The sequence below is a fragment of the Mycobacterium sp. genome (assembly GCF_051006775.1).
Classification (GTDB): Bacteria; Actinomycetota; Actinomycetes; order Mycobacteriales; family Mycobacteriaceae; genus Mycobacterium.
Window position 1 is genome coordinate 1 of sequence record NZ_JBPCSX010000232.1, and the last position, 6,582, is coordinate 6,582.

The following is a 6,582-nucleotide window of genomic DNA, read 5'->3' on the forward strand; positions in this document are numbered from 1 at the left end:
TCCAGCGACCACAGGATGTCATCGGTGCGTTCAGCGACGTCGCCGGCCACGATCAGCCAGTCGTCCGGTGTCGCGGGGTACAGCGACTCGGTCACCGGCTTGTTGCCGGTGTGACCGGTGTGCAGATCGCTGATCGCCCAGAGGGTGGGAGCCATAAAGAGCCAGCCTACTTGCGTTACCTATGGTGGGCGGGTGACCAGCACGCGGTTGACCCATCGCGCCTTGAGCAGGGCGCTACGGCTGCCACCGCCCAGTACCGGCTATCAGGTGCACCGGGGCCTGCGGGTTCCGATGCGCGACGGAGTCGACCTGCTCGCCGACCACTACGCGCCCCAGACCTCCCACCCGGCGGGCACCATCCTGGTGCGCTGCCCCTACGGCCGCGCGTTCCCGTTCTCGTTCATCTACGCCCAGATCTACGCTGCACGCGGCTATCACGTGGTGTTCCAGAGCGTGCGGGGCACCTTCGGCTCCGGCGGAGTCTTCGTACCGATGGTCCACGAGGCCGAGGATGCCGCCGACACCGTGGCCTGGTTGCGCGAGCAGCCCTGGTTCACCGGCACCTTCGGCACCATCGGTTTGTCCTATCTGGGCTTCACCCAGTGGGCGCTGATGTCGGATCCCCCGCCGGAACTTGCCGCCGCCGTCGTCACCGTCGGCCCCCATGACCTGCACGGCACCAGCTGGGGCACCGGGGCGTTCGCCCTCAACGACTTCCTGGGCTGGGCGGACATGATGGCCCACCAGGAACGGGGCACATGGCCGAGGTTGGCCTACCAGATCCAGGGGACGCGACGCACGGCGCGCGGGGCGATGCAGGTTCCGCTGGGCGAAGGCGGGCGGGCGCTGCTCGGGCGCCGGTCTCGGTGGTACGAGAGCTGGCTTGCTCATCCCGACGGCGACGACCCGTTCTGGGAGCCGATGCGGATGACCGCGGCCCTGGAACGCTGCGCGGTGCCGGTGCTGCTGCTGACCGGCTGGCAGGACGTCTTCCTCAACCAGACCGTCGACCAGTTCCGGCACCTGCGCGGCCGCGACGTCGACGTCGCGATGACGATCGGGCCCTGGACCCACGACGAGATGGTCACCAAAGCGACCGGCGTCACCGCCGCTGAGACGCTGGCCTGGATGGGCAGCCACCTGAGCGGGCATGTCACCGCGCCGCGGTCGGAACCGGTGCGGGTATTCATCACCGGAAGCCGGCGCTGGGAGACCATGCCGGACTGGCCGCCGTCCACCCGGGAGTCCGTGCTGTACCTGCAGCCCGGAGGGAGTCTCGCCACCGAACCGTCAGCCGCACAGGCGGTTTCGCGTTTTCGCTATGACCCGGCCAATCCCACCCCCAGTATTGGCGGGCGGCTGCTGTCGCGACAGGCGGGGTACCGCGATGACACCGAACTGGCCCGCCGCACCGATGTGCTGAGCTTCACCAGCGATCCACTGGGCAGCGACGTCACCGTGTACGGCAGTCCGGTGATCGAACTCGACCACAGCTGCGATATCGCGCACTTCGACATATTCGTGCGAGTCAGCGAGATCGATGCGCGCGGGCACTCACGCAATGTCAGCGACGGATACCAGCGCTTCGACGCCGCCCACGACGGTCCGATCCGCCTGCGACTCGATCCCGTCGCGCATACCTTCGGCACGGGCTCGCAAATCCGGGTGCTGATCGCCGGAGGTTCGCACCCCCGGTTCGCCCGTAACCTCGGCACCGGCGAACCGGTGGTCAGCGGCCTTCGGATGATCCCGTCGACTCACACCGTCCGACTCGGCGGAACCTCACGGCTGATCCTGCCGGTCGGTTGAGGTCAGCGGGTGGCGACGATGATCGCGACTATCGAGATGCCGAGCATGAACGTGATGACCAGGGCCAACATCAGTCGCGGATTCGCCGGTTTCCGATCGGGCATACCCACCACCCTAGGGTCTACTGAGCCATCACAAGCCACGGTTACGGTGGTGACCATGACCACCGCCGACATTCTGCTCATCGATACCACCGACCGGGTGCGGACCCTGACGTTCAACCGCCCCGGGTCGCGCAACGCGCTCTCCTCGGCGCTGCGCAAGCAGTTCTTTGCCGCTCTGCGTGATGCCGAGGACGACGACGGCGTCGACGTGGTGATCGTCACCGGGGCCGATCCGGTGTTCTGCGCGGGGTTGGACCTCAAAGAACTCGGCAACACCACCGAACTGCCCGACATCTCCCCCAAGTGGCCGCCGATGAGTAAGCCGGTGATCGGGGCGATCAACGGCGCGGCGGTGACCGGCGGGCTGGAACTGGCGCTGTACTGCGACATGCTGATCGCCTCGGAGAAGGCCGCGTTCGCCGACACCCACGCCCGGGTGGGCCTACTGCCGACCTGGGGTCTGAGTGTTCGGCTGCCGCAGAAGGTCGGCGTCGGTATGGCGCGGCGGATGAGCATGACCGGTGACTATCTGTCGGCCGCCGATGCGCTGCGCTGCGGGCTGGTCACCGAGGTCGTCCCGCACGGCGAACTGCTGCCGGCCGCCCGCGCCATCGCCGCCTCGATCGTGGGCAACAACCAGAAGTCGGTGCGGGCGCTGCTGAGCTCGTATCACCGCATCGACGAGGCCGGCACCAGCACCGGGCTGTGGATGGAAGCCGAGGGTGCGCGTGCCTGGATGCGCGTTGCGACCGGTGACGATATCGCCGCCAGCCGTGCCTCGGTGATCGAGCGGGGCCGATCGCAGGTCAACTAGGCCGGGCGGGAGTGGCCTCGGCCAGCGACCGCACGCCGCGCAGCCGATCGGCATCCGGCAGCCGCCTGCGCAGCACCATGTGCAGCAGGATCAGCAGCGAGGAGCCGGCTGCGAAGACACACCACAGCGATGCGAACGCCTGGACGTAGAACACCGCGACCATCACCAGGCCGATGAGGTTGAGTACCCCGAACGCGACGACCGAACGGTAGCCGGACAACATCGGCGCCCCGATCACCGCGGCGATATACAGCACCGCCCACAGCAGAGGGTGCGTGACGACGGTGGCGTATTCCAGCCCGTGCTCGTGTCGGATCACCTCGACGGGATTGAACAGAACCACGTAGGCGAGATAGGCCGACACGACAGCGCCCAGCCCGACCAGCGGCCCCACCCGCAGCCGGGCTCCGTGGGGTTCGAGCATCAGCACGGCCAACGGCACGTAGATCGGCAGCAACGGCCACGCGATGAACAGGTATATCCGCATCGCCAGTTCCGCCAACCCCGGGGACACCGCGCCGTCCAGGCCCAGCCATACGAAGACTTCGGTGAACTGGTGCGCGGCGAAGATCGCCGGCAGCGACGCGAAGGGCAACTCCCGCAGGTTTCTGGCCTCGCGGAGCGACAGGACCGCCACCGGCAGCAATGCGGTCCCTGCCACCAGATCCGCTGTCATCGAGAAGCACACGCGGTAGATGGTCGCACGGACCTGACTAGCCGGTGCCCGACACCAGCCAGCGGTCGGAGAGCGCGCGCCACAGACCGAACACAAGCCGCAGTCCGATGAACGCACTCAGGCCGGCCCAGATCCCGGTCAGACCCCAGCCGAACACCAGCGACAGCCACGTCAGCGGAAGGAAGCCCACGATCGCGCTGATGACGGTGGCGGTGCGCATGAACGCGGCGTCGCCGGCGCCCATCAGCACACCGTCCAGACCGAATACCACCCCCGCGATCGGTAGTTGGGCGACCAGGAACCACCACGGCACCCCGATCGCGTCCAGTACCGCACGATCACCGGTGAACAGCGACGGAACCGTCGACGCACCGATGGCCAACACCACCGCCAGCACAGCGCCGGCCGCCAACGAGAACCCGGTGACCCGCCAGGCCACCCGCTTGGCGCCCGCCGGATCGCCCCCGCCGAGCGCGGCACCCACCAGTGACTGGGCCGCGATCGCCAGCGAATCCAGCACCAGCGCAAGGAAAGTCCACAGTCCCAGCACCACCTGGTGGGCCGCCAGCGCGGCCGCCCCGAATCGGGCGGCAACCGCGGCAGCGGAGATGAAGCAGGCCTGGAAGGCCATCGTGCGCACCACCAGATCGCGACCCATCACGATCTGTCTGCGCAACACCGGCCAGTCGGGACGCCACCGAACCCGCTCGCGCAGCAGCGCGCGACAGAACAGCAGCGCGGCCACCCACTGCCCCACCAGGTTGGCCACCGCCGACCCGGCCAGTTCCCACCGCGGCAGGCCCGCCCATCCGTAGACCAGCAGCGGGCACAGCACCGCCGACAACCCGAATCCGGTCACCACGTAGCGCAGCGGCCGCGCGGTGTCCTGCACACCCCGCATCCAGCCGTTGCCGGCCATCGAGATCAGGATCGCGGGAGCGGCGAGGATGGCGATGCGCAACCACTGGCATGCGGCGGTGGCGATATCCCCGCCGCCGGCGATCGCCGAGACCAGCGGTGCGGCAACCAGTTGGATGACGACGACCGCCAGGACGCCGAGTCCGACCGCCAGCCAGGTCGCCTGGACACCCTCCCGGACCGCGGCCATCCGGTCACCGGCGCCGTGGAACCTCGCCGATCGGGCGGTGGTGCCGTACGACAGGAAGGTCAACTGGGTACTGACCAGTGCGACGATCAGGCCACCGACGGCAAGGCCCGCCAGTGCGACCGCACCGAGACGTCCGATGACGGCGGTGTCGAAGAGCAGGTAGAGCGGTTCGGCCGCCAGCACCCCCAGCGCTGGTATCGCCAGTGCGGCGATGCGGCGTCCCAAACCCGAGAAACCAGGCCCCGACGGCACCGGCGCGCGTCAGCCCAGAGCGGCGGCCAGTTCCGCCACCACATCTTCGATCGGCCCGCTGGCCGAATAGCCGGCGGCCCGGGTGTGTCCGCCACCGCCGAAGCCGGTAGCCACCGCTGACACATCACATCCTTTAGACCGCAGTGAGACCGACCACCGTTGCGGGGCAACCTCTTTGAAGACCGCGGCGACTTCGGCCTCCCCGGTGGTGCGCACGATGTCGACGATGCACTCAACCTCTTCGGACCGGTGATCGGACCAGTCGGAGTGCGTGACGACGACGTGCACCAGACCTCCCCCGCCAGCAGCGTCCGGCAGCAGTTGCGCGCTGGCGAGCACCCGCGACAGCAGGGGTAGCCAGCCGAACGGATGGGTGTCGTGTAGGAGCCGGCTCATCGCCGCGTTGTCGACGCCGGCATCAACCAGTCGCGCGGCCAACCGCAGTGCGTCCGGTGATGCCCACTTGAAGGATCCGGTGTCGATGCTCAGTCCTGCGTAGAGGCAGCGAGCTACCTCGACGTCGATCTCCCTACCCCAGGAATCCAGCAACTCGGCCACCAGCATGGTGGTCGAATCAGCCTGCGCATCAACGAAATTCGCCGATCCATACAGGGTATTCGACTTGTGGTGATCGATCACCAGGACCTCAGGTTCCGAGGTGAGCGCGACCAACTCACCGAGTCGGCTGGCGCTGGGCACATCGACAGTCACCACCAGGTCTGCGTCGCGGCGGACGGCCTGCGGGCTCACCACCAGGTCACAACCCGGCAGGGTGCGCAACGACTCGGGCATCGTGTCGCAGAAGCTGACCTGGACGGGCGTGCCGGCGCGGGCCAGCACCAGACCGAGCCCCAACGCGGCACCGATGGTGTCGGCGTCGGGTTGCACGTGGCACAGGATGACGACCGAGCCGGCGGCCGCCAGCATCGCCGCCGCACCGGCGGCGTCGACTCGCCTGCCGGCCCGGGCGATCTCAGTCGTCGGGGTCTTCGCCACTGGCCTCTTCTCCCACCACGCGGTAGGGCTGGGCGTCGCCCGCCGGAGTGGCACCTTCGCGGATCCGCGCCACGTCTGCGTCGGCGGCACGGGCGCGGGCCAGCAGCTCCTCCATGTGGTGAGCGACATCTGGCACGGTATCGCGGATGAAGGCCAGGGTCGGGGTGAATCGCACCCCGGTTCCGGCGCCGACCTTGTTGCGCAGCACACCGGTCGCACTCTCCAGCGCAGCGGCAACACCGGCATAGTCGGGCTCGACGTCCAGTGCCGGACCCATCACCGTGTAGTACAGCGTTGCGTCGTGCAGATCACCGGTCACCTTGGCGTCTGTGATGGTGACCCCGACCAGCCGCGGATCCTTGATCTCATACTCGATCGCCGAAGCGACGATCGTAGAGATCCGCTTGGCCAGGCGCTTGGCCCGTGCCGGATCAGCCACGCCTACACCCGTGCCTTCTCGACCAGCTCGTAGGTCTCGATGACGTCGCCCTCTTTGATGTCGTTGTAGGTCACCGTCAGACCGCACTCGTAGCCCTCGCGGACCTCGGTGGCATCATCCTTCTCCCGCTTGAGCGAGGAGATGGTGAGGTTCTCGGCGATGACGACGTTGTCCCGCAGCAGCCGCGCTTTGGCGTTGCGGCGCATGATGCCCGACTGCACCAGGCAGCCGGCGATATTGCCCACCTTGGACGAGCGGAAGATCGCCCGGATCTCGGCGCGGCCGAGTTCCTTCTCCTCGTAGATCGGCTTGAGCATGCCCTTGAGGGCCTTCTCGATCTCGTCGATCGCCTGGTAGATCACCGAGTAGTAGCGGATCTCCACA

Annotated in this window: 7 protein-coding genes and 1 pseudogene; 2 read left to right on the plus strand and 6 right to left on the minus strand. The window is 68.0% G+C overall.

Annotated features, from left to right (window positions below; genetic code table 11):
- Positions 1-155, minus strand: a pseudogene (locus ACR2JI_RS16295) (metallophosphoesterase); the annotation flags it as partial.
- A gap of 37 nt (positions 156-192) precedes the next feature.
- On the opposite strand from ACR2JI_RS16295, the gene ACR2JI_RS16300 reads away from it, so the two are divergent.
- Complete coding sequence (locus tag ACR2JI_RS16300; protein WP_526391822.1) at positions 193-1,809, plus strand: CocE/NonD family hydrolase; 1,617 nt, start codon at positions 193-195, stop codon at positions 1,807-1,809.
- 159 nt (positions 1,810-1,968) lie between these two features.
- The gene (locus ACR2JI_RS16305) at positions 1,969-2,727 is read left to right on the plus strand and encodes an enoyl-CoA hydratase (protein ID WP_526391824.1); all 759 of its coding nucleotides are present in this window, start codon (positions 1,969-1,971) and stop codon (positions 2,725-2,727) included.
- Here ACR2JI_RS16305 and ACR2JI_RS16310 read toward each other — a convergent pair.
- The 5 genes from ACR2JI_RS16310 to ACR2JI_RS16330 all read right to left on the minus strand — a co-directional run.
- Positions 2,720-3,415 (minus strand): DUF6629 family protein, encoded by a 696-nt coding sequence (locus ACR2JI_RS16310; protein WP_526391826.1) that lies wholly within the window; start codon positions 3,413-3,415, stop codon positions 2,720-2,722. The two genes, ACR2JI_RS16305 and ACR2JI_RS16310, sit on opposite strands and share 8 nt — an antisense overlap.
- Before the next feature lie 25 nt (positions 3,416-3,440).
- Positions 3,441-4,736 carry an MATE family efflux transporter gene (locus ACR2JI_RS16315; RefSeq protein ID WP_526391828.1) on the minus strand — a complete coding sequence of 432 codons (1,296 nt, stop codon included), beginning with the start codon at positions 4,734-4,736 and terminating at the stop codon, positions 3,441-3,443.
- 36 nt (positions 4,737-4,772) lie between these two features.
- Positions 4,773-5,690, minus strand: a complete 918-nt coding sequence (locus ACR2JI_RS16320; protein WP_526391834.1) for a DHH family phosphoesterase — start codon at positions 5,688-5,690, stop codon at positions 4,773-4,775.
- Positions 5,691-5,736: 46 nt separating this feature from the next.
- Complete coding sequence (gene rbfA, locus ACR2JI_RS16325) at positions 5,737-6,198, minus strand: 30S ribosome-binding factor RbfA (RefSeq protein WP_526391830.1); 462 nt, start codon at positions 6,196-6,198, stop codon at positions 5,737-5,739.
- Positions 6,199-6,200: 2 nt separating this feature from the next.
- A partial coding sequence (locus ACR2JI_RS16330) for an EF-Tu/IF-2/RF-3 family GTPase (protein WP_526391832.1) occupies positions 6,201-6,582 on the minus strand: 382 nt, incomplete at its 5' end.